General features: G+C 56.3%; 18 protein-coding genes, 2 tRNA genes and 3 rRNA genes. 10 read left to right on the top strand and 13 right to left on the bottom strand.

Annotated elements, in window-relative coordinates:
* Positions 1–2: 2 nt before the first annotated feature.
* The 6 genes from ACVHNU_RS08695 to ACVHNU_RS08720 all read right to left on the bottom strand — a co-directional run bounded on the left by ACVHNU_RS08695 (position 3) and on the right by ACVHNU_RS08720 (position 4133).
* On the bottom strand, positions 3–527 hold the full coding sequence (locus ACVHNU_RS08695) for an NAD-dependent epimerase/dehydratase family protein (RefSeq protein WP_473019468.1): 525 nt from the start codon (positions 525–527) through the stop codon (positions 3–5).
* Positions 511–741, bottom strand: a complete 231-nt coding sequence (locus ACVHNU_RS08700) for an NAD-dependent epimerase/dehydratase family protein (protein ID WP_473019469.1) — start codon at positions 739–741, stop codon at positions 511–513. Before ACVHNU_RS08700 ends, ACVHNU_RS08695 begins: the two co-directional genes overlap by 17 nt.
* Positions 742–980: 239 nt before the next feature.
* A complete protein-coding gene (locus tag ACVHNU_RS08705) occupies positions 981–1310 on the bottom strand; it encodes an antibiotic biosynthesis monooxygenase family protein (RefSeq protein WP_003224317.1) in 330 nt (109 codons plus the stop codon).
* A gap of 41 nt (positions 1311–1351) precedes the next feature.
* Positions 1352–2326 (bottom strand): zinc-dependent alcohol dehydrogenase family protein, encoded by a 975-nt coding sequence (locus ACVHNU_RS08710; RefSeq protein WP_473019470.1) that lies wholly within the window; start codon positions 2324–2326, stop codon positions 1352–1354.
* Positions 2327–2387: 61 nt separating this feature from the next.
* The gene (locus ACVHNU_RS08715) at positions 2388–2690 is read right to left on the bottom strand and encodes an ArsR/SmtB family transcription factor (protein WP_003224321.1); all 303 of its coding nucleotides are present in this window, start codon (positions 2688–2690) and stop codon (positions 2388–2390) included.
* 408 nt (positions 2691–3098) lie between these two features.
* Entirely contained in the window at positions 3099–4133 is a 1035-nt protein-coding gene (locus ACVHNU_RS08720) for an NAD(P)/FAD-dependent oxidoreductase (protein WP_473019471.1), read from the bottom strand.
* Positions 4134–4269: 136 nt separating this feature from the next.
* Between ACVHNU_RS08720 and ACVHNU_RS08725 the strand changes: the two genes are divergently transcribed.
* Both ACVHNU_RS08725 and ACVHNU_RS08730 read left to right on the top strand, forming a co-directional pair.
* Entirely contained in the window at positions 4270–5385 is a 1116-nt protein-coding gene (locus ACVHNU_RS08725; RefSeq protein WP_338801637.1) for a saccharopine dehydrogenase family protein, read from the top strand.
* Positions 5386–5387: 2 nt separating this feature from the next.
* Positions 5388–5879, top strand: a complete 492-nt coding sequence (locus ACVHNU_RS08730) for a DUF2269 family protein (protein WP_473019472.1) — start codon at positions 5388–5390, stop codon at positions 5877–5879.
* An 8-nt stretch (positions 5880–5887) separates the two neighbouring features.
* Here the strand turns inward: ACVHNU_RS08730 and ACVHNU_RS08735 are convergent, their stop codons facing one another.
* Positions 5888–6340: a thiol-disulfide oxidoreductase DCC family protein gene (locus ACVHNU_RS08735; RefSeq protein ID WP_473019473.1), complete on the bottom strand. Its 453-nt coding sequence runs from the start codon at positions 6338–6340 to the stop codon at positions 5888–5890.
* A 687-nt stretch (positions 6341–7027) separates the two neighbouring features.
* Here ACVHNU_RS08735 and ACVHNU_RS08740 point away from each other — a divergent pair.
* The 5 genes from ACVHNU_RS08740 (at position 7028) to rrf (ending at position 12249) form a co-directional block, all read left to right on the top strand.
* Positions 7028–8564: ribosomal RNA gene (locus ACVHNU_RS08740) — 16S ribosomal RNA — on the top strand.
* Positions 8565–8688: 124 nt separating this feature from the next.
* Positions 8689–8765, top strand: a tRNA-Ile gene (locus tag ACVHNU_RS08745).
* 9 nt (positions 8766–8774) lie between these two features.
* Positions 8775–8850: transfer RNA gene (locus ACVHNU_RS08750), tRNA-Ala, on the top strand.
* 237 nt (positions 8851–9087) lie between these two features.
* A 23S ribosomal RNA gene (locus ACVHNU_RS08755) occupies positions 9088–11979 on the top strand.
* Positions 11980–12133: 154 nt separating this feature from the next.
* Positions 12134–12249 (top strand): 5S ribosomal RNA (rrf, locus tag ACVHNU_RS08760).
* The 16S, 23S and 5S rRNA genes sit together here with 2 tRNA genes alongside, the layout of an rRNA operon.
* Before the next feature lie 75 nt (positions 12250–12324).
* Here the strand turns inward: rrf and ACVHNU_RS08765 are convergent.
* From ACVHNU_RS08765 to proP, 3 genes are all read right to left on the bottom strand, one after another.
* Positions 12325–13260, bottom strand: coding sequence for an alpha/beta hydrolase fold domain-containing protein (locus ACVHNU_RS08765; RefSeq protein WP_473019474.1), 936 nt, complete (start codon positions 13258–13260; stop codon positions 12325–12327).
* A gap of 96 nt (positions 13261–13356) precedes the next feature.
* Positions 13357–14592 (bottom strand): MFS transporter, encoded by a 1236-nt coding sequence (locus tag ACVHNU_RS08770; protein ID WP_473019475.1) that lies wholly within the window; start codon positions 14590–14592, stop codon positions 13357–13359.
* Between the two features lie 125 nt (positions 14593–14717).
* A complete protein-coding gene (proP, locus tag ACVHNU_RS08775; protein ID WP_473019476.1) occupies positions 14718–16220 on the bottom strand; it encodes a glycine betaine/L-proline transporter ProP in 1503 nt (500 codons plus the stop codon).
* A gap of 238 nt (positions 16221–16458) precedes the next feature.
* Here proP and ACVHNU_RS08780 point away from each other — a divergent pair, with 238 nt between their 5' ends.
* Together ACVHNU_RS08780 and ACVHNU_RS08785 are read left to right on the top strand one after the other, a co-directional pair.
* Entirely contained in the window at positions 16459–18663 is a 2205-nt protein-coding gene (locus ACVHNU_RS08780) for an OsmC domain/YcaO domain-containing protein (RefSeq protein WP_003224337.1), read from the top strand.
* Positions 18664–18834: 171 nt separating this feature from the next.
* On the top strand, positions 18835–19275 hold the full coding sequence (locus ACVHNU_RS08785; RefSeq protein WP_262142492.1) for a hypothetical protein: 441 nt from the start codon (positions 18835–18837) through the stop codon (positions 19273–19275).
* Between the two features lie 279 nt (positions 19276–19554).
* On the opposite strand, the gene ACVHNU_RS08790 is transcribed toward ACVHNU_RS08785, so the two are convergent.
* Entirely contained in the window at positions 19555–19836 is a 282-nt protein-coding gene (locus ACVHNU_RS08790; RefSeq protein WP_045122746.1) for a hypothetical protein, read from the bottom strand.
* A gap of 88 nt (positions 19837–19924) precedes the next feature.
* Between ACVHNU_RS08790 and ACVHNU_RS08795 the strand changes: the two genes are divergently transcribed.
* The gene (locus tag ACVHNU_RS08795; RefSeq protein WP_338801645.1) at positions 19925–20413 is read left to right on the top strand and encodes a P-loop nucleotide/nucleoside kinase family protein; all 489 of its coding nucleotides are present in this window, start codon (positions 19925–19927) and stop codon (positions 20411–20413) included.
* Between the two features lie 103 nt (positions 20414–20516).
* Here the strand turns inward: ACVHNU_RS08795 and ACVHNU_RS08800 are convergent, their stop codons facing one another.
* Together ACVHNU_RS08800 and ACVHNU_RS08805 are read right to left on the bottom strand one after the other, a co-directional pair.
* Positions 20517–20756: a hypothetical protein gene (locus ACVHNU_RS08800; RefSeq protein WP_473019477.1), complete on the bottom strand. Its 240-nt coding sequence runs from the start codon at positions 20754–20756 to the stop codon at positions 20517–20519.
* Between the two features lie 65 nt (positions 20757–20821).
* The gene (locus ACVHNU_RS08805; RefSeq protein ID WP_003224343.1) at positions 20822–21298 is read right to left on the bottom strand and encodes a hypothetical protein; all 477 of its coding nucleotides are present in this window, start codon (positions 21296–21298) and stop codon (positions 20822–20824) included.
* Position 21299: the final 1 nt, after the last annotated feature.

Consider the following 21299-nt stretch of genomic DNA (forward strand, 5'->3'; position numbering starts at 1 on the left):
AATCAATCAGCTGGAGTCTGTCCTTCCAGAATCTCAAAAGCGTCGTCGAGGGGCGCGTACCCAACGGCTTTTCTGGTCTTATCAATCGAAAGGCGTTTGTAGCGGTTATCTGAAACCCCATGGACAATGTGGAATCCGATCAGATCGGCCTCAACGCAACGCCCAAGCAACGCGACGACATCCCGATAGCTGATAAATGCAGCTACGTCCCGAGGGCTGTGGGTTTCCCCAGGGTGAAATTCGGCTACGTTTGCAATACGGACTGCGATTGTTGTCATTTGCCCATCGTTGGCATACATCGAAGCCAGTGCCTCGCCAAACGCCTTGCTGACCCCGTAAAGGTTGCCGGGTCTGGGGGCCATCCATTCATGTACCTGGACATCCTTTGGATAACCTTCAATCGCCTGCGCACTGCTCGCAAATATGAAGCGTTTGCAGCCTTGAGTTTTTGCGGCAAACAGCATGTTGTAGGTGCCGACAATATTTACAGGCAGCAGTGAAGACGTGAATTCAGCGTCTGCGTTCATCAGCAGCGAGATGAATCACTGTGTCTATGCCTTCGCAGGCTTCAAGGCAACTGGCTTGATCCCTGATGTTGAGAGAGAAACGTTGGACCGAGTCAGGAAGTTTTGATACGTCTATATCGGCCAGGCGCAGATCTGATTTATCGTCTCGCGCTATCCAAAAAGCTCTGCCGATATGGCCAGCAGCCCCAGTAACCAAAATTTTTTGCTTGCTCATTTCCGTATGTCCTTATGGTAAACGACACTATAGCCTCTCAGCCTTGTGACCGATTCACAACTTCCATGAAGGGTGAAACGCTTGAATGCCAAATACTGGCAGACAAGAAGCAGCAATCACAGGCAGCAAGTAAGTTGATGGGCCGCTTCCGGCCAAAAGCGGACGCTGGAGAATGATCGCTCTCGACCCATAGCAGGCGCTCACGACAGAAGCCAGTTGGCTAAAAGCAGTCAGTCGCTCTAGTCTACGATATCGGCAACTACCTGTTCGCCAGCAGAAAAAGCAGCCCCTTCAATGTGGTAGACCCTCGGTTCTTCCGAAAAATATTCCTCCAGGCCCATCATGAATATCCGATGGTCTTCACTCTCTTCGAAGCCCGGCGTGTGATCTTCAAGTGAAGCCCAGCGCACTATCAGGTTGAACCGCTCGGGGCTTTCAATCCCTTTCGCCAGCAAGTGGCCGCCGTAACCCTTTGCACGGGTGAGCAGGGGAGCGACCTCGGCAAATGCACTTCTGAAATTTTCAATGCGTTCTTTGTGGACGGGGAGCAGAGCGATTTCATAAATCATGGAGTTCCTCTCATATAACTCGAACGGTTAAAAGTAAGCACTTACGAAATGAGCGATGGCTCGACTGCAATCGCGATTTTTCCTTGAATGCCGTTGTTGGGGCTTTCCAACCGGGCATGGGCGATCGCCATGTCGGCGAGCGAATAGACAGCGCCAACGTGTGGCCGTAGCTGACCCCGCTCTACCAATGCGCTCAGCTCATCAAGTTTGCCCCGGTTCTGTCTGGTGAAAACGAAGTGATAACTCGCGTTCTTGCCCCAGGCCTGAACGAGGTTCTGCGGCTGGGCAATGTCCACAATCGAGACCACGCGGCCGAGTTGAGCGAGCACGTCGGGGCTTCGCGCCAACGTATTGCCGCCGATGGTGTCGAACACCACATCAACTCCGCGGCCATCCGTTTCCCGATTGATGACGTCGACGTAATCCTCCTTTTCATAGTCGATGACCACATCAGCCCCCATGCCTCGTGCAAACTCGGAGTTCGCTTCGCGCACGGTCGTGAAGACCCGCGCTCCAATGGCCTTAGCCACCTGGATCGCGATATGACCTACGCCTCCCGCGCCGCCGTGGATCAGGATGCTTTCTCCCACTCTGAGCGCTGCACGCCCGGTCAGTGCTTCCCACACCGTACCGCCAACCAGGGTCAGACTTGCTGCTTCGAGATGGCTCAGCGATGGCGGCTTCTTCCCGATAATGCTTTCGGCCGCAACGTGGTATTCGGCATAACTGCCTGGCCCTTCAAATATCTGCGGGGTGTACCAGACATTGTCTCCCGGAGCGAAGGATGTCACCCCCGGCCCGACTTCTTCGACAACCCCCGAGACGTCGTGTCCGGTAATGGCCGGCAGTTGCACCAGGTCGGAATAGTCGCCACGTCGAACTTGATAATCCAAGGGGTTGATGGAGGTTGCGTGTACCCGCACCAGGACTTGTCCCGCACCCGGCACTGGCTTGGGCACGTCGCAGAGTTCGAACGATTCCGGGCCGCCAAATGATTTAAGCATCAATGCTTTCATTGTGAATCCTCGTATCGATAAAAAGGAATATCGAGATATCTCGATATTGTGCGATAAAAAATTAGAGATCTGTCCCTATGATCTCGGCAAGCGCACTGATAGTGGCTTCATTGCGTTTGTAGTAAGTCCATTGACCGATGCGCTTGACCTCGACCAAGCCCACTCGTTGCAGCGTTGCAAGATAACCAGACACCGTTGACTGCGACAGCCCGATGCCTTCCTGAATACTACTTACGCAGACCCCCACCGTGAGAACGTCTCCTTCATCCTGCGGAGGGAAGTTCTTAACGGGGTCCTTCAGGCCTTTCAAGATTTCAAGGCGAGTAGGGTTGGAGAGGGCTTTGAATATTTCGAGTAATTCCATGAGTCGAGAATATCGAGATTTATCGATATGTCAATACGAGCGTCAAAAGAGGAAGAAATAGGCAAGGTTATGATTTACCTCACATCTGAAAAACACCACGGCTACTAAATTCGATCACTGCGAATCAGTGACCGACACAAGTTACCGACAGCCCTCCAGGCGCAGAAGCCGGCGGATTCTGGCGTAGTCGTAGGCAACGGCGCAAGGCGTTGTAGCCTTCAGTACGTAACGCAGGGTGTCGGTTAAACACCAGGCAAAAAATCTTTAAAAGCAGGATGGCTTGAAGTGGGCCCGCGCTTGACGCTGACGTTATGATTGAGTGCGCGTAGGCACGTGAAGAGGGCAGAACGCATGCTGCGCTTCAGTTGAAAACGCGGTCGCCGCCGCATGTCATCACGGCTGAATCACTCAAGCCGGTGACCGGAATCGTTCTGGCCGACAGGGCGCCAACGCAGTCGCAAAGCGGCCATCGACGATCTCCTCGGCCACCAGTCGCCCCACGACCGCCGCCAATGTCACGCCCGGATGCATCACGCAAAGATATACACCACTGATGTTCGGCAGATAGCCAATGAGCGGAATGCCATCGACAGGCATTGGTCTGAGGCCGACGCACGCCAGTTCCGGCTCGATGGATATCACCCCGTGCAGTTCGTGCTGGATGGCTTTGGCTGTTCTCAGCGCGATGGCTTGCGCGCTGTTTTGCGGCGCCTCATCTATATAGTCTTCCGCCACCAGCAGCGTATCGTCGGCGTCTTGCCTGATTTCCATGTGAGGGCTGGAGATGATCGTGTTCACTCGCTGAGGCTGGGTTTTGTAGCGGATGAATATTGCGGGTGAGGCTTCGATGGGCAAGTTGACGCTTAGCTGTTCTGCCAACTGCGGGGTCGCGGTTCCCGCTGCCAGCACGACAATGTCGGCATCGAGCTCACTTGTTGCAGTGATCACGCCGGTGACCAGACCGTTCAAAATCCGGAAGCCAAGCACAGGAGTTTGTGTGAGAACCGTCGCGCCATGGTCTTTGGCACCGGCGATCAAGACCTGCGTTGCCTGCACGGCATCCAGCGCGCCTTCTTCGGCGGCAAGGAACGCGCGTTCTGGAGGATGTTTGAGATTGGGTTCAAGGTCGAGAATCTGCGCGCTATATATAGAAGGTGCTTGAAACCAGCCATCGCCGTAAGACAGCGCACCGGTCCAGCGCACCTTCAGCCCCGGCAGTTCGGATTCGAGTCGGCGGTATTCTGCGATGGCCGCTGCGCGCAGCGGCGCAACGGAGTTTGGGCCACCGTGCGAAGTGTTGATCCAGGCGAAGGAGCGGCCCGTCGCACCGGAGGCAATCTCACCGGCCTCGATCACAACCACTTTTGCACCTTTCGCGGCGAGGTGATACGCCAGTGACGCGCCGACGATTCCCGCGCCGATGACGATGATTCGTTTGCTCATATCAACCTCCGTTGTCGATGCGCTGACGTTACTACATCGCGGCTCATGGGCGCAGACTTGCCTGGCCCAGAGATATCAGGGAAGCTGCGCCGAACCCGGTTATGGGTCAGTAGTTGAATTGTTCAGGGAAGCGTTGATGGTGCTCAGGGTGTTGGTGGTTGGCGGGTATGGAAACTTTGGCAGTATCGTTTGTCGGCATCTGATCGACACGCCGGGCATCGAACTGGCGATCTCGGGGCGCGATCCGCAGAAGCTGGCGCGTAAGGTCGCTGAGCTGGGCGCGACCTGCGAGAGCTGGTGCGGCGATGCCATGGGTGCCGGGTTCGTCCCGGCTCTGCGCGCGATGAACATTCAGTGGGTGATTCACACCGGCGGCCCGTTTCAGGGGCAATCCTATGCGGTGGCGGAGAGTTGCATCGAGGCGGGCGTCAACTATTGCGATCTGGCGGATTGCCGGACATTCGTCAATGGCATCGGCGTGCTCGATGCCCGGGCCCGGCAGGCGGGTGTCGCCCTCCTCAGTGGCTGCAGTTCGGTGCCGACGCTGTCGTCGGCGATCATCGATGAGCAGCGCTATCGGTTCAAACGCATCGACTCCATCGAACACGGTATTTCCTCGTCAGCGAAGATGCCGGGGTTGTCGACGATCGAGGGTGTGCTCGCGTATGCGGGCAAACCGATTCGCCAGCTCAGAAATGGTCGTGTACATGAAGTGATGGGGTGGGAGGATCTGACCCTGCGCAAGCTGCAAAATCTTGGTACGCGTGCGTTGGCCAATGTTGATGTGCCGGACATGGATATTTTCGCCAGCCGGTTTGGTGCGCACACTTTGAGCTTCAAGGCCGGGGCTGGTCTGAAGCTCGGCGGCGTGGCCAATTATCTGTTTGCTCTGGCGATGAGGAAGGGGCTGGTGCGTGACCACATGGCGTGGGCCGCCCGGTTGCATCGCTGGGGGACGTGGTTCGAACGTTTCGGCGATGGCAAAAGTGCGATGTATATAGATGTGCAGGGTGTCGACCTGAATGACCAGCCGTTGTCGATGACGGCGCAACTGACCGCGCTGAATGACAAGGGGCCGGAGATCCCAAGCTGTGCCGCAGTCGCCCTGGCCGTGAAGATCGCCCGAGGTTACTTGCCCGAACCGGGTGCCCGTCCTTGCGTTGGCGAGATCAACGTCGACGAATACATGGCCGCGATCAACGATCCGCAGAACCTGAGCCTGGCGGTGCACTTTTCTGATGGGCAGCCCTGAGCATGCTCTATCTGGGCCTGAAGTACGTGCATGTCATCGCCGCGATTTTCCTGTTCGGTTTCGGCATGGGTTCCTATCTGTACCTGATCGCCGCCAGTCGTACGGCCAATCCGCAGGTGATTGCGCATGTGGCGCGAATGGTGGTGCGCTACGACGCCTGGATCACTACGCCGGCCGGTTTTATCCAGATTGCGACAGGTTATTGGCTGACAAGGCTCGCCGGGTTGCCCTTGACCGCGGATTGGGTGCTGATGTCGCTGATTATCTTCTTTATAGTGGGCTTGCTTTGGCTGCCAGTGCTGGTGCTGCAGAAGCGCCTGCAGCGGATGGCTGAGAGTGCGGTCGTGCGTGGTACTCGTCTGGTGGACGAGTACCGGGCCGGTTATCGCCAGTGGTTCTGGATGGGCGTTTGCGGTTTTCTCGGTATGTTCGTGATTGTCTTGATGATGGTGACGAAGATGACGCCGGGGCAGTGGCTGCAACTGATGTTGTAGCGGGGCATTCACATTGGCGACTTGAGAAAGCGGCGTTCGTGATCGGGATTGGGCAGCAGGCAGGTGTGGTACTTGCCGAAGATCCGGTAGCGGTTCAGTGCCACGCGGTCGTAGGCCCAATCCCTGAGTGCTCGCGGGAAAATTCGCAGAAGTCTGACCGGCCACCAGCGGGCAGGCAATTGCGCGACGACTTCGAAGAATGCCTCCGAGCGCACCCAGTAATGCTGGTCGCGAATCACCGCCATGGTGTCGAACTGATCCACCGGCAGACCGGCCCATGCCAGCAACGCCTGACCTTCCGGCGATTGCACCGCCGCCAGGCGTATCCGGTGCCGGTTGTCGTGGCGAATCAGAAAGCGCGCCCAGCCGTTGCACAGCTTGCAGACGCCGTCGAACAGAACCACGGTCTCGCCTGGATTGAGCAGGGGGGCAGGGGAAGGGCGAATTCGGGATCCAGGCATGGGGGATGATCTAAGAAGTGGGTCAGTCATTGCGAGGCATCATCCTTAGGTAAGAGGAGTTGTTGGGCAACATGCTGCGCATTCGCTGACACTGCGTCTATATATAAGAAGCCTTTTTCAGGGACTCGACAGAAAACTGAAATTAACGGTTGACGGCAGATTCTGGAGGTCTATAATTCGCCCCACTTCCGGCGCAGTCGAAACGGAAAACTCCTTGAGATTCAATGAGTTACGCAGTTTTCGACAGTGGCTTGCTTCAGTTCATCGAGGCTCGGAAGGAGTTGAGAGAGCGGTGATGTTTGGCTCTTTTGACGGTTCGATCTTCTCGGTCGAAAGCGGAGAAAAAGAGGTGTTGACAGCAGCGTGTAACGCTGTAGAATTCGCCTCCCGCTAACGAGAGATCGGAAGCGCAAGTGGTTGAAGTTGTTGAAGAAATCTTCGAAAACTTCTGAAAATAATCACTTGACAGCAAATGAGGCTGCTGTAGAATGCGCGCCTCGGTTGAGACGAAAGATCTTAACCAACCGCTCTTTAACAACTGAATCAAGCAATTCGTGTGGGTGCTTGTGGAGTCAGACTGATAGTCAACAAGATTATCAGCATCACAAGTTACTCCGCGAGAAATCAAAGATGTAACCAACGATTGCTGAGCCAAGTTTAGGGTTTCTTAAAAACCCAAAGATGTTTGAACTGAAGAGTTTGATCATGGCTCAGATTGAACGCTGGCGGCAGGCCTAACACATGCAAGTCGAGCGGATGAAAGGAGCTTGCTCCTGGATTCAGCGGCGGACGGGTGAGTAATGCCTAGGAATCTGCCTGGTAGTGGGGGACAACGTTTCGAAAGGAACGCTAATACCGCATACGTCCTACGGGAGAAAGCAGGGGACCTTCGGGCCTTGCGCTATCAGATGAGCCTAGGTCGGATTAGCTAGTTGGTGAGGTAATGGCTCACCAAGGCGACGATCCGTAACTGGTCTGAGAGGATGATCAGTCACACTGGAACTGAGACACGGTCCAGACTCCTACGGGAGGCAGCAGTGGGGAATATTGGACAATGGGCGAAAGCCTGATCCAGCCATGCCGCGTGTGTGAAGAAGGTCTTCGGATTGTAAAGCACTTTAAGTTGGGAGGAAGGGCAGTAAATTAATACTTTGCTGTTTTGACGTTACCGACAGAATAAGCACCGGCTAACTCTGTGCCAGCAGCCGCGGTAATACAGAGGGTGCAAGCGTTAATCGGAATTACTGGGCGTAAAGCGCGCGTAGGTGGTTTGTTAAGTTGGATGTGAAATCCCCGGGCTCAACCTGGGAACTGCATCCAAAACTGGCAAGCTAGAGTATGGTAGAGGGTGGTGGAATTTCCTGTGTAGCGGTGAAATGCGTAGATATAGGAAGGAACACCAGTGGCGAAGGCGACCACCTGGACTGATACTGACACTGAGGTGCGAAAGCGTGGGGAGCAAACAGGATTAGATACCCTGGTAGTCCACGCCGTAAACGATGTCAACTAGCCGTTGGGAGCCTTGAGCTCTTAGTGGCGCAGCTAACGCATTAAGTTGACCGCCTGGGGAGTACGGCCGCAAGGTTAAAACTCAAATGAATTGACGGGGGCCCGCACAAGCGGTGGAGCATGTGGTTTAATTCGAAGCAACGCGAAGAACCTTACCAGGCCTTGACATCCAATGAACTTTCCAGAGATGGATTGGTGCCTTCGGGAGCATTGAGACAGGTGCTGCATGGCTGTCGTCAGCTCGTGTCGTGAGATGTTGGGTTAAGTCCCGTAACGAGCGCAACCCTTGTCCTTAGTTACCAGCACGTAATGGTGGGCACTCTAAGGAGACTGCCGGTGACAAACCGGAGGAAGGTGGGGATGACGTCAAGTCATCATGGCCCTTACGGCCTGGGCTACACACGTGCTACAATGGTCGGTACAGAGGGTTGCCAAGCCGCGAGGTGGAGCTAATCCCACAAAACCGATCGTAGTCCGGATCGCAGTCTGCAACTCGACTGCGTGAAGTCGGAATCGCTAGTAATCGCGAATCAGAATGTCGCGGTGAATACGTTCCCGGGCCTTGTACACACCGCCCGTCACACCATGGGAGTGGGTTGCACCAGAAGTAGCTAGTCTAACCTTCGGGAGGACGGTTACCACGGTGTGATTCATGACTGGGGTGAAGTCGTAACAAGGTAGCCGTAGGGGAACCTGCGGCTGGATCACCTCCTTAATCGACGACATCAGCTGCTCCATAAGTTCCCACACGAATTGCTTGATTCATTGAAGAAGACGATAGAAGCAGCTTTAAGCTCCAAGCTGATAGCTCTTAGCTAATCAGTTACGCGCTCGAAATTGGGTCTGTAGCTCAGTTGGTTAGAGCGCACCCCTGATAAGGGTGAGGTCGGCAGTTCGAATCTGCCCAGACCCACCAATTTTGTATGGGGCCATAGCTCAGCTGGGAGAGCGCCTGCCTTGCACGCAGGAGGTCAGCGGTTCGATCCCGCTTGGCTCCACCATTAACTGCTTCTGCTTGTTAGAGTTTAGAAATGAATATTCCAGTGTGAATATTGATTTCTAGTCTTTGATTAGATCGTTCTTTAAAAATTTGGGTATGTGATAGAAAGATAGACTGAACGTTACTTTCACTGGTAACGGATCAGGCTAAGGTAAAATTTGTGAGTGACTCTTAAGAGTTTTGCGAATTTTCGGCGAATGTCGTCTTCACAGTATAACCAGATTGCTTGGGGTTATATGGTCAAGTGAAGAAGCGCATACGGTGGATGCCTTGGCAGTCAGAGGCGATGAAAGACGTGGTAGCCTGCGAAAAGCTTCGGGGAGTCGGCAAACAGACTTTGATCCGGAGATGTCTGAATGGGGGAACCCAGCCATCATAAGATGGTTATCTTGTACTGAATACATAGGTGCAAGAGGCGAACCAGGGGAACTGAAACATCTAAGTACCCTGAGGAAAAGAAATCAACCGAGATTCCCTTAGTAGTGGCGAGCGAACGGGGACTAGCCCTTAAGTGGCTTTGAGATTAGCGGAACGCTCTGGAAAGTGCGGCCATAGTGGGTGATAGCCCTGTACGCGAAAATCTCTTGGTCATGAAATCGAGTAGGACGGAGCACGAGAAACTTTGTCTGAATATGGGGGGACCATCCTCCAAGGCTAAATACTACTGACTGACCGATAGTGAACTAGTACCGTGAGGGAAAGGCGAAAAGAACCCCGGAGAGGGGAGTGAAATAGATCCTGAAACCGTATGCGTACAAGCAGTGGGAGCCCACTTTGTTGGGTGACTGCGTACCTTTTGTATAATGGGTCAGCGACTTATTTTCAGTGGCGAGCTTAACCGAATAGGGGAGGCGTAGCGAAAGCGAGTCTTAATAGGGCGTCTAGTCGCTGGGAATAGACCCGAAACCGGGCGATCTATCCATGGGCAGGTTGAAGGTTAGGTAACACTGACTGGAGGACCGAACCGACTACCGTTGAAAAGTTAGCGGATGACCTGTGGATCGGAGTGAAAGGCTAATCAAGCTCGGAGATAGCTGGTTCTCCTCGAAAGCTATTTAGGTAGCGCCTCATGTATCACTGTAGGGGGTAGAGCACTGTTTCGGCTAGGGGGTCATCCCGACTTACCAAACCGATGCAAACTCCGAATACCTACAAGTGCCGAGCATGGGAGACACACGGCGGGTGCTAACGTCCGTCGTGAAAAGGGAAACAACCCAGACCGTCAGCTAAGGTCCCAAAGTTATGGTTAAGTGGGAAACGATGTGGGAAGGCTTAGACAGCTAGGAGGTTGGCTTAGAAGCAGCCACCCTTTAAAGAAAGCGTAATAGCTCACTAGTCGAGTCGGCCTGCGCGGAAGATGTAACGGGGCTCAAACCATACACCGAAGCTACGGGTATCACGCAAGTGATGCGGTAGAGGAGCGTTCTGTAAGCCTGTGAAGGTGAGTTGAGAAGCTTGCTGGAGGTATCAGAAGTGCGAATGCTGACATGAGTAACGACAATGGGTGTGAAAAACACCCACGCCGAAAGACCAAGGTTTCCTGCGCAACGTTAATCGACGCAGGGTTAGTCGGTCCCTAAGGCGAGGCTGAAAAGCGTAGTCGATGGAAAACAGGTTAATATTCCTGTACTTCTGGTTATTGCGATGGAGGGACGGAGAAGGCTAGGCCAGCTTGGCGTTGGTTGTCCAAGTTTAAGGTGGTAGGCTGAGATCTTAGGTAAATCCGGGATCTTAAGGCCGAGAGCTGATGACGAGTTACCCTTTGGGTGACGAAGTGGTTGATGCCATGCTTCCAAGAAAAGCTTCTAAGCTTCAGGTAACCAGGAACCGTACCCCAAACCGACACAGGTGGTTGGGTAGAGAATACCAAGGCGCTTGAGAGAACTCGGGTGAAGGAACTAGGCAAAATGGCACCGTAACTTCGGGAGAAGGTGCGCCGGTGAGGGTGAAGGACTTGCTCCGTAAGCTCATGCCGGTCGAAGATACCAGGCCGCTGCGACTGTTTATTAAAAACACAGCACTCTGCAAACACGAAAGTGGACGTATAGGGTGTGACGCCTGCCCGGTGCCGGAAGGTTAATTGATGGGGTTAGCTAACGCGAAGCTCTTGATCGAAGCCCCGGTAAACGGCGGCCGTAACTATAACGGTCCTAAGGTAGCGAAATTCCTTGTCGGGTAAGTTCCGACCTGCACGAATGGCGTAACGATGGCGGCGCTGTCTCCACCCGAGACTCAGTGAAATTGAAATCGCTGTGAAGATGCAGTGTATCCGCGGCTAGACGGAAAGACCCCGTGAACCTTTACTATAGCTTTGCACTGGACTTTGAATTTGCTTGTGTAGGATAGGTGGGAGGCTTTGAAGCGTGGACGCCAGTTCGCGTGGAGCCATCCTTGAAATACCACCCTGGCAACTTTGAGGTTCTAACTCAGGTCCGTTATCCGGATCGAGGACAGTGTATGGTGGGTAGTTTGACTGGGGCGGTCTCCTCCTAAAGAGTAACGGAGGAGTACGAAGGTGCGCTCAGACCGGTCGGAAATCGGTCGTAGAGTATAAAGGCAAAAGCGCGCTTGACTGCGAGACAGACACGTCGAGCAGGTACGAAAGTAGGTCTTAGTGATCCGGTGGTTCTGTATGGAAGGGCCATCGCTCAACGGATAAAAGGTACTCCGGGGATAACAGGCTGATACCGCCCAAGAGTTCATATCGACGGCGGTGTTTGGCACCTCGATGTCGGCTCATCACATCCTGGGGCTGAAGCCGGTCCCAAGGGTATGGCTGTTCGCCATTTAAAGTGGTACGCGAGCTGGGTTTAGAACGTCGTGAGACAGTTCGGTCCCTATCTGCCGTGGACGTTTGAGATTTGAGAGGGGCTGCTCCTAGTACGAGAGGACCGGAGTGGACGAACCTCTGGTGTTCCGGTTGTCACGCCAGTGGCATTGCCGGGTAGCTATGTTCGGGAAAGATAACCGCTGAAAGCATCTAAGCGGGAAACTTGCCTCAAGATGAGATCTCACTGGAACCTTGAGTTCCCTGAAGGGCCGTCGAAGACTACGACGTTGATAGGTTGGGTGTGTAAGCGCTGTGAGGCGTTGAGCTAACCAATACTAATTGCCCGTGAGGCTTGACCATATAACACCCAAGCAATTTGACTACTCGAGAGAGCATCAGATTGCGGTGTGTGAAGACGCAATGAACCGAAAGTTCGCGATGCTCACAAACACCTGTATCACATACCCGATTTGCTGAAGCGAGGCCAACAGGTCGCGAGTCAGTACCCGAATTTCTTGACGACCATAGAGCGTTGGAACCACCTGATCCCATCCCGAACTCAGAAGTGAAACGATGCATCGCCGATGGTAGTGTGGGGTTTCCCCATGTGAGAGTAGGTCATCGTCAAGATTAAATTCCGAAACCCCAATTGCGAAAGCAGTTGGGGTTTTGTTTTGCCCGCAGGAAAGTGGTTTGATCGCTAATTCAGGTGCTAACTGATTGTTTTGCCTCGATCTGGCGTGAAAGCCACGCCCGACTGTAGGCAAGAACACGTCTGGCCATGTCAGTCGGGAAATGGATAAAGCCATGGGCGGAAGAGGGCAGCAGATGTACTTCAACCGGCGCAGAATGCTGCCAGCGCTCAGCCAGTTCGAGCGTGTCGTCGCGTAGCGGATCCAGTTCACCGGTGAACATCAGTGCCGGCGGCAACCCGCTGAAGTCGCCGTACAGCGGGGAAAGCGGTGCCTGTCGGCGTTGCTCATCGCTCAATCCCGGTGTCAGCAAGCGCAGCGCCTGGGCCATGCCCGGGCCGTCGAGCACCAAAGTTTCAGCAGTTGCTGCGTGCACGCTCGGAGTACCCGCGAGGTCGTAGACACCGTAAAAAAGCAGCGCACCGCGGACCCGCTGCAGCAAACCGGGTGATGATTTGAGCGCCAACAGCGTTGCGGCGGCCAAGTGCGCGCCCGCCGATTCGCCGACAACGATCACCGGCAGGCCGGCGAACTCTGTGCAGTCGTCGCTCAGCAGCCAGCGAGCAGCGCAGAGGCAGTCCTCCATCAGACCCTCAACCGGCGTATCGACCGCCAACCGATAGTCGACCGAGACCACGGCGACATTGCAGTCCTTGACCATGGCGATGTTGAGGTCGTCGTTCATCTGTGCATTGCCAATCACCCAGCCGCCACCGTGGTAATCGAGCACTACGCCTTGAGCGTTTCCTTGCGGGCGGATGATTCGGACGGGCACCGAAGCACCTTGCGAAAAAACCACTGTGTTCTGCGCTTGAAGGTCATGTTTGACCGGCTTGTCCGCGCTGACAATCTGACTGGCACGCAGCAGCCCTTGGACCAGACGTGGCGTCAGTCGATTGCGGATGCGAAACCGTGGCAGCCAGGCGAGCTTGCGGTTAAAGCGTTGCATCTGCGCCAGATCACTGTCGCTGAACTCAAGCGTGTTATTGGCCAAATTCCTTCCTCGAGTCAGAGGTTGTTGCGCAGGATCGAAAAATTGCGCCTCTCAAACCGTAGCAATAACTGCGTCGCGTCGGTCTGCCAATGTCTCCGGCACTGCCAGCCACAACAGCATAAACGCCAGCCCGGCAATCACCGCCAGGGTCAAAAACGCCGCGTTGTATCCGGCCTCTTGTAACACAATCCCCGCGACACTACTGCTCAATGCCGCGCCCAGGCCAAACACGGTCGAAAGGGCGCCGAGGCTGATGTTGAAGTGTCCGGTGCCCAAGGTCAGGTCTTTCACTACAACCGGGAACAGCGCGCCGAAGATCCCCGCGCCGATGCCGTCGAGCATCTGTACCGCCACCAGCCAGTAAGGATCCGCGGACAAGGTATAGAGCACGCCGCGCAACGGCAGAATCAGGAAGCCTGCGAGCAGCAGCGGCTTGCGTCCCCACACATCGGCCTTGGCCCCGACGAGCAACGCGACCGGCACCATGACCAGTTGCGCGGCGACGATGCAGGCCGAGGTCAGTGGCGTCGCCATCTGCAGATTGACCTGCGCCAGTTTCTGGCTCACCAGTGGCAGCATCGCCGCGTTCGCCAGGTGGAAGAGGGCACAACAGATGGCGAACATCAGCAACGCCTTGTTGGTCAGCAGCACCGCCAATCCCGAAGGCGCCTTGGCGTGTGTAGCGTCGCTGGGGTCAAGGCCTCGGGCGAGATCATGGTTGATCGCGTTGGCATCGACGAAGCTCACGGCGATCACACTGCATAGCGCCATGACCGCCATCAGATAAAACACCGCCACTGGCCCGAACAGGTAGGAAAAACCACCGGCCAGCAGCGCCGCGCAGGCGTTGCCGGCATGGTTGAAGGTCTCGTTGCGTCCGGTGCGCCGAGTGAACGCTCGTGGGCCGGTGATGCCGAGGGTGATCGCCGAAATGGCCGGGGCGAACACCGACGCCGCGGCGGCGCTCAAGGCTTGAGTAATCGCCACCAGACTGAAGGAGGTGACGAAGGGCAACACCAGACAGCTGCCGGTCACCAGTAACGCGGCAACCGCAATCACCGCCCGCTTACTCCGGGTGTTGTCGACAAGGGCCCCGGCGGGTGTCTGGGTGGCAAGCGCGGCGATCCCGGCGAGGGTCATCACCAACCCGATGCTGGCCGGCTCCCAGTGGTGAACCGCCAACAGGTAAATCGCTAGATATGGCCCTAGCCCGTCGCGCACATCGGCGAGGAAAAAATTGAGGCTGTCCAGCGAGAGCTTGTTGCGACGATCGGAGTGATTATCCACGCTGGCACCTTTGGTATCGAGGTCGCGCGAAAGGGCGCGATCTCCGTCAAACAATGCGGATTTGGTTGCACGCGGCGCCTATGTGGCCACTCGACTCCGATTCGAGTGGCCACGCCGCGTACTCATTAGTTGATCCGTGGATGCTGCTGCACCAACTCCTTGCGCTTGGCTTCCAGCTCAGCGATCTCGGCGTCGATGTCTTCGATTTTCTGCTCGATGTTGTCGTGGTGTTCCTTGAGCAGTTCCTTGGCTTCTTCAAGGTCCGACGCGGCCGGTGCGGCACCGCGCAGCGGTTTGTTGGCGGTTTCCTTCATGGTCACGCCGGTGATCAGGCCGACCACAGCAATCACCATCAGGTAGTAGGCCGGCATGTACAGATTGTTGGTGCTTTCCACCAGCCAGGCCACGGCGGTCGGCGTCAGGCCGGCAATCAGTACCGAGACGTTGAACGCGGCGGCCAGTGCACTGTAGCGGATGTGCGTGGGGAACATTGCCGGCAGAGTCGAGGCCATGACGCCGATGAAGAAGTTCAGCAACACCGCGAGGATCAGCAAGCCGGAAAAGATCAGGCCGATCTTGCCGCTGTTGATCAGCATGAACGCCGGAATCGCCAGCAGGAACAGGCCGATGCTGCCAACCACAATGAAGGGTTTGCGGCCGATCTTGTCGCTGATAAAACCAATTGCCGGCTGCACGAATAGCATGCCGACCATGATCGCGATGATGATCAACACGCCACGGTTTTCGCTGTAGTGCAGGTTGTGCGACAGATAGCTCGGCATGTAGGTCAGCAGCATGTAATAAGTGACATTGGTCACCGCCACTACGCCGATACAGGTCATCAGGCTGCGCCAGTGTTTGGTCGCAACTTCCTTGAACGAAACTTTCGGACCGCCCGCCAGACCTTCGCGATCACCTTCCTCGAGTTTCTCGACATGCTGTTGAAACGCCGGTGTCTCTTCCAGTGCATGACGCAGATAGAGGCCGATCATGCCCAGTGGCAGCGCAAGGAAGAACGGCAGGCGCCAGCCCCATTCGAGGAATTTCTCTTCGCCGATGATCGTCGAAATCAGCACCACCACACCGGCGCCGAGGACGAAACCGGCAATCGAGCCGAAGTCCAGCCAACTGCCGAGGAAGCCGCGTTTACGGTCGGGCGCGTATTCGGCGACGAAGATCGACGCGCCCGTGTATTCGCCGCCGACCGAGAAACCCTGAGCCATTTTCGCCAGTAACAACAAGATCGGCGCCCAGATGCCGATCGATTCATAGGACGGAATCAGACCGATGGCGAAGGTGCTCAGCGACATGATCACAATGGTCGCGGCGAGGACTTTCTGGCGTCCGTACTTGTCGCCCAGGGCGCCGAAGAACAAACCACCCAATGGCCGGATCAGAAACGGCACCGAGAAGGTCGCCAGGGCAGCAATCATTTGCACGCCAGGATCGGCGCCGGGGAAGAAGATCTTGCCCAGCGCGTAGGCGACGAAGCCGTACACGCCGAAGTCAAACCATTCCATGGCGTTGCCCAGTGCGGCGGCGGTGATCGCCTTGCGCATCTTGGCGTCGTCGACAATGGTGATGTCTTTCAATCTGATGGGATTGACGGTGTTTTTCCTTGATTTCATGCGGGTCACTCATAGCTGAACGGATTCGATGCCATTGTTTTGCTGGCATAGGCTCTTTCCGTCAGATACAAGAAGACACGAAAAAATTCACTGCTCAGGGCATTTTTGTCGCTCGCCTGTGCCGATGCCCGGCGCAACGCGGCCGCCCACACGGCGGCGATTACGCAAAAGCACAAGACGTCAGGCTGAAAACCCGGATAATGGCCGCCAATTCGTTTCTGCTCTCTGGTAAACCCGCATGGAAATCAAGGTCAACTTTCTCGACAACCTTCGACTTGAAGCCAAGTTCGACGACTTCACGGTGATCGCCGATCAGCCCATTCGCTACAAGGGCGATGGCTCGGCACCGGGGCCGTTCGACTACTTCCTGGCGTCGTCGGCCTTGTGCGCGGCTTACTTCGTGAAGCTGTACTGCGAAACCCGCAACATCCCGACCGACAATATTCGCCTTTCGCAGAACAACATCGTCGACCCGGAAAACCGCTACAACCAGATCTTCAAGATCCAGGTCGAACTGCCGGCAGACATTTCCGAGAAGGATCGTCTGGGCATCCTGCGTTCGATTGATCGCTGCACGGTGAAGAAGGTTGTGCAGACCGGCCCCGAGTTCGTGATCGAAGAAGTCGAGAACCTCGACGCCGATGCGCAAGCGCTGCTGATGCCGCACTCGACCTCTGAAGCGGGTACCTATATTGCCGGTAAAGATCTGCCGCTGGAGCAGACCATCGCCAACATGTCGGGGATTCTCGCCGATCTGGGGATGAAGATCGAAATCGCGTCCTGGCGCAACATCGTGCCCAACGTCTGGTCTCTGCACATCCGCGATGCGCATTCGCCGATGTGTTTCACCAACGGCAAGGGCGCGACCAAAGAGGGCGCACTGGCCTCGGCACTGGGCGAATTCATCGAGCGCCTGAACTGCAACTTCTTCTACAACGACCAGTTCTGGGGCGAGGACATCGCCACCGCCGAGTTCGTGCATTACCCGAACGAACGCTGGTTCAAGCCCGGCCCGAAAGACGAGCTGCCGGCGGAGATTCTCGACCAATACTGCCTCGACATTTACAACCGCGACGGCGAGCTCAAGGGCTCGCACCTGTTCGACACCAACTCCGGCAACACCCAGCGCGGTATCTGCTCACTGCCGTTCGTGCGCCAGTCGGATGGTGAAGTGGTGTACTTCCCGTCCAACCTGATCGAAAACCTGTTCCTGAGCAACGGCATGAGCGCTGGCAACACCTTGGCTGAAGCACAGGTGCAGTGTCTGTCGGAGATCTTCGAGCGCGCGGTCAAACGCGAAATTCTCGAAGGCGAGATGGCTTTGCCCGACGTACCGCAGGAAGTGCTGGAGAAGTACCCAAGCATTCTCGCCGGGATCAAAGGGCTGGAAGAGCAGGGCTTCCCGGTGCTGGTCAAGGATGCGTCGCTGGGCGGTGAATTCCCGGTGATGTGCGTGACCCTGATGAACCCGCGCACCGGCGGCGTGTTCGCCTCGTTCGGCGCGCATCCAAGCCTGGAAGTGGCGCTGGAACGCAGCCTGACCGAACTGCTGCAGGGCCGCAGTTTCGAAGGCTTGAACGATCTGCCGCAGCCGACGTTCTCCGGCCAGGCGGTGACCGAACCGAACAACTTCGTCGAACACTTCATCGACTCCAGCGGGGTGGTGTCGTGGCGTTTCTTCAGCGCCAAGTCTGACTTCGAATTCGTCGAATGGGACTTCTCAGGTCAAGGCGAAAACTCCAACGCCGAAGAAGCCGCAACCCTGTTCGGCATCCTCGAAGACATGGGCAAAGAAGCCTACATGGCGGTCTACGACGACCTCGGCGCCAATGCCTGCCGGATCCTGGTGCCGGACTACTCGGAAATCTATCCGGTGGACGACCTGATCTGGGACAACACCAACAAGGCCCTGCAATTCCGCGCCGACATCCTCAACCTGCACAGTCTGAGCAAGGTCGGCCTGCGCAACCTCGCTCAAGGCCTGGAAAACAGCGAGCTGGATGATTACACCGACATCACCACGCTGATCGGCATCGAGTTCGACGACAACACGCCGTGGGGCAAGTTGACCATTCTGGAACTGCGCCTGCTGATCTACCTCGCTCTGCAGAAATTCGAGCAGGCCAAGGATCTGGTCGAAGCCTTCCTGCAATACAACGACAACACCGTCGAGCGCGGCTTGTTTTATCAGGCGGTGAACGTGTGTCTGGAAATGGAACTGGACGAGGATCTGGAACTGGCCGACTACGAGGCCAACTTCCGCCGCATGTTCGGCGACGAGCGCATGGACGCGGCGATTGGTTCGGTCAACGGCAGTGTGCGTTTCTACGGCCTGACGCCGACCAGCATGAAGCTCGAAGGGCTGGATCGTCACCTGCGTCTGATCGACAGCTATAAGAAGCTGCACGCGGCACGGGCTAATGCGGCGGCGTTGAATCGCTGATAGCAGACGGTCACTTTTGCTGAGTAAACCTGTAGTGAGGGGATTTATCCCCGATGGCGCGCGAAGCGGGCCCGGCTTCTTCAACCGAGCAAGAAGCGGCCTGCTGCGCAGTCCATCGGGGATGAATCCCCTCGCCACGGGTGAGTGTTCTGGGGACACGGAGATACAAGGATGGAAGAGAAGGTCGTGAAGTCGAAGCTGGTCAACTTTCTGGTGGCTGACGTCGAGGTGGATTACGAAGGTGTCGGCGATTTCTACGATGTTGCCGGCAGTGGCAATGTCAGCGCGTTGGCCGGTGTGCTGGAGGGGGTCAAAGAGGTGTACGGCGGGCTGTGGGTCGGCGGCAAAATGACCCTGACCAATACCGCTGTGTACCTGAATGCCAACGCCATGAACCGCATGGTTCAGGACGGCACACTGGACATCAGAGTGCCGCTGGGGATGATCCGCAAGGTCACGCTTGAAGGTGGCTTCATCACCAAAATCGTCTGCCTGGATACGGATGCTGGCAGCATTCTGTTCCGTTGTTATGGGGCGAAGGACATCGTTGCACTGATCGAAAAGTCGATCCAGCCACGGGTCTCGACGGCGGTGCTCAAGCGAGGAGCCTGATTCGATCGTCAGGCCGTTCGCCAATCTCACCTGCAGCGAAAAAACTGTGCGAGCCAGCCGCTAATTCTGAGTTCACTGCACAACCCCATGTGGGAGCGAGCCTGCTCGCGAAGAGGGCGTGTCAGTCGCTATCGCCTTGGCTGACAGATCGCATTCGCGAGCAGGCTCGCTCCCACGTTGGATCTCTGGCAGCCGCCAATCCTGAATCCACCCAATAACCCTGTAGGAGCTGGCTTGCCAGCGATGGGGCCGTGTCAGCCAACATCATTATCGGCGCTCTCAGCGTTTGCACTGCGCCTGCACAACCTGGCAGGTGTTCGGCGTACCTCCGGAGCGGCTCGCATAACGCATGCAGTTATTCAGCGATTTCTTGCGCGCCATGCTCAAGGTATCGCCCCAGGCTAAACCGCCTTCGCCGGAGGTGGGTACGGCTTTGGCGTAGCAGTTCGAACCGTTGGTAGCGTAGCGCTTGCTTGAACATCCCGCGGTCAGCGCCAGGGTGGTGGCGAGCAGGGTGAGCAGCAGCCATGAGGTGCATCGGCGTACGTTTGTTGCAGTCATCACGGTTCCCCGTTGGGTCAGGCGCATTGATTGCCTGTCTGTCAGGCGTTGGGCATTATCCAGCAATCGACATAAGGAAGCGTCCCCAATGCGTGCACCCACCCTACACCTGATGTGCGGCAAGATCGCCTCGGGCAAATCCACACTGGCCCAATCATTGGCTGAGCAGCACGGCGCGCTTGTGCTCAGTGAAGATCAGTGGCTGTCGCGGCTGTATCCGGAGCAGATCAAATCCGTGGCGGATTACGTTCGATGTGCGCGGCAGATTCGCGGGGTGCTGGGGCCGTTGGTGATCGATGTGCTGACGGCCGGGGTGAGTGTGGTGCTGGATTTTCCGGCCAATACCGTGGCGGATCGGCAGTGGCTGCGAGGGCTGGCGGATACTGCAAAAGTGCCGCATTGCCTGCACTATCTCGCGGTGGATGACGATACTTGCCGCGCCCGGCTGCATGCGCGCAATGCGCTGGCGGAGCATGAGTTTGCCGCTTCGGATGCAGAGTTTGATTTGATCTCCAGCTACTTTCAGGTGCCGGAATCGGGCGAGGAGCTTGAGATCGTCATGCACCGAAATCGCTAGCAGGCTAGCTCCCATTTTGGATCTCTGGCAGCCGCCAACCCTGAGCTCATCGCAAAAAACTGTGGGAGCTGGCTTGCCAGCGATAGGGCCGTGTCAGTCGCCATCACTTTGGCAGGCTCGCCTCAATCGCCAGCAGGCCAGTTCCCACAATGATCTCTACCGCCTGATCCACGGAGAGACTCGTGGTGTCGAGCCGAAGGATCGGCTGCGTCCAGGCTTCATATTCGTGATTCACAACAGAAGACCAGCTCGGGGGAGTCAGCCCCGTTATGTCTGATTGCCGATGCTCAACCCGGCGACGATGCTCAAGTCGGTCTGAGCAAATCACTTCGATGTTGAGCAACGGCGCTCCCGAGCGAGCCGCGATGTCGGCCCACGTCGCGTGCAGAAGTGGATGAAGAACTCGACTTACAAAGCCCACATCCGGACCAGTGCAAATTTCAGATCCACACTGACGCATGTCTGGCCATCCACCCATTCATCTTCGCGAAGGCGCCGTCCGGTATTGGTTTCGCGCTCGCCTTTGGCGATGACCAGGACGAACAGGCGGGTGGGACATTCGAAAGAGCGCAACCGGTCAACATCGGCCCGCACCGACCAATCGCCTTCCAGGCACTTGGCCTGCGAGACATCGCCCAGACATTTGATTTCGGCGACCATCCTTGCCGCGCCGTTGTCGTCCAATGAGTACAGGTCTGCCTTGCGTCGGTCGCCTATCGGCAGATCCGTCCAGATCTCGACCTCATCTTCGAACCAGGCTTGCAGACTGATCTGGGCCTGAATCCAATGCTCGCGGCAACTGTTGAGTTGCAGCACTTGCTCAAGATTCTTTTCCATCCCGCGAAAGGCGCGCTCGAACAAACCGAGCCATTGAGTGGTGTCCATT

Source organism: Pseudomonas sp. Ors-4-3C (assembly GCF_055755035.1).

What these genes read in the sequence shown, in the direction of transcription:
- ACVHNU_RS08795 (WP_338801645.1), top strand. Translation starts at nt 19,925, where the DNA reads ATGCGTGCACCCACCCTACACCTGATGTGCGGCAAGATCGCCTCGGGC.
- ACVHNU_RS08735 (WP_473019473.1), bottom strand. Translation starts at nt 6,340, where the DNA reads ATGCCTGGATCCCGAATTCGCCCTTCCCCTGCCCCCCTGCTCAATCCA.
- ACVHNU_RS08765 (WP_473019474.1), bottom strand. Translation starts at nt 13,260, where the DNA reads ATGCAACGCTTTAACCGCAAGCTCGCCTGGCTGCCACGGTTTCGCATC.
- ACVHNU_RS08785 (WP_262142492.1), top strand. Translation starts at nt 18,835, where the DNA reads ATGGAAGAGAAGGTCGTGAAGTCGAAGCTGGTCAACTTTCTGGTGGCT.
- ACVHNU_RS08710 (WP_473019470.1), bottom strand. Translation starts at nt 2,326, where the DNA reads ATGAAAGCATTGATGCTTAAATCATTTGGCGGCCCGGAATCGTTCGAA.
- proP (WP_473019476.1), bottom strand. Translation starts at nt 16,220, where the DNA reads ATGAAATCAAGGAAAAACACCGTCAATCCCATCAGATTGAAAGACATC.
- ACVHNU_RS08780 (WP_003224337.1), top strand. Translation starts at nt 16,459, where the DNA reads ATGGAAATCAAGGTCAACTTTCTCGACAACCTTCGACTTGAAGCCAAG.
- ACVHNU_RS08695 (WP_473019468.1), bottom strand. Translation starts at nt 527, where the DNA reads ATGAACGCAGACGCTGAATTCACGTCTTCACTGCTGCCTGTAAATATT.
- ACVHNU_RS08805 (WP_003224343.1), bottom strand. Translation starts at nt 21,298, where the DNA reads ATGGACACCACTCAATGGCTCGGTTTGTTCGAGCGCGCCTTTCGCGGG.
- ACVHNU_RS08715 (WP_003224321.1), bottom strand. Translation starts at nt 2,690, where the DNA reads ATGGAATTACTCGAAATATTCAAAGCCCTCTCCAACCCTACTCGCCTT.
- ACVHNU_RS08705 (WP_003224317.1), bottom strand. Translation starts at nt 1,310, where the DNA reads ATGATTTATGAAATCGCTCTGCTCCCCGTCCACAAAGAACGCATTGAA.
- ACVHNU_RS08790 (WP_045122746.1), bottom strand. Translation starts at nt 19,836, where the DNA reads ATGACTGCAACAAACGTACGCCGATGCACCTCATGGCTGCTGCTCACC.
- ACVHNU_RS08730 (WP_473019472.1), top strand. Translation starts at nt 5,388, where the DNA reads ATGCTCTATCTGGGCCTGAAGTACGTGCATGTCATCGCCGCGATTTTC.
- ACVHNU_RS08700 (WP_473019469.1), bottom strand. Translation starts at nt 741, where the DNA reads ATGAGCAAGCAAAAAATTTTGGTTACTGGGGCTGCTGGCCATATCGGC.
- ACVHNU_RS08720 (WP_473019471.1), bottom strand. Translation starts at nt 4,133, where the DNA reads ATGAGCAAACGAATCATCGTCATCGGCGCGGGAATCGTCGGCGCGTCA.
- ACVHNU_RS08725 (WP_338801637.1), top strand. Translation starts at nt 4,270, where the DNA reads ATGGTGCTCAGGGTGTTGGTGGTTGGCGGGTATGGAAACTTTGGCAGT.